The sequence below is a fragment of the Flavonifractor plautii ATCC 29863 genome (assembly GCF_000239295.1).
Taxonomy (GTDB): domain Bacteria; phylum Bacillota; class Clostridia; order Oscillospirales; family Oscillospiraceae; genus Flavonifractor; species Flavonifractor plautii.
This window is the reverse complement of record NZ_JH417846.1, coordinates 8,643-8,912: the sequence shown is the minus strand read 5'-3', so window position 1 is coordinate 8,912 and position 270 is coordinate 8,643.

Genomic DNA, 270 nt, shown 5'->3' with positions numbered 1-270 from the left:
GCTCCGAATCGCCCTGCGGGGCAGCCTTTCACACGATCCTTCTCTCCCAAATCATTCCCATGGCAATGGAGCCCCACCCAAGCTGCCGGAACCTTGCGGTTCCGGCGGCTGTCTTTTATTCTCCCTTTTTGTCGCCCATCTTTAAGGATTTTTAAGAAGTTCTTCCGCCTTTCTTTTCTCCGCCCTGTTATCCTTCTTATTATATAAGGTAAGGAGGCATTGGATATGCACATTGGAACCCGTCTTGGGGCGGCCGGTCTGGCCGCCGCG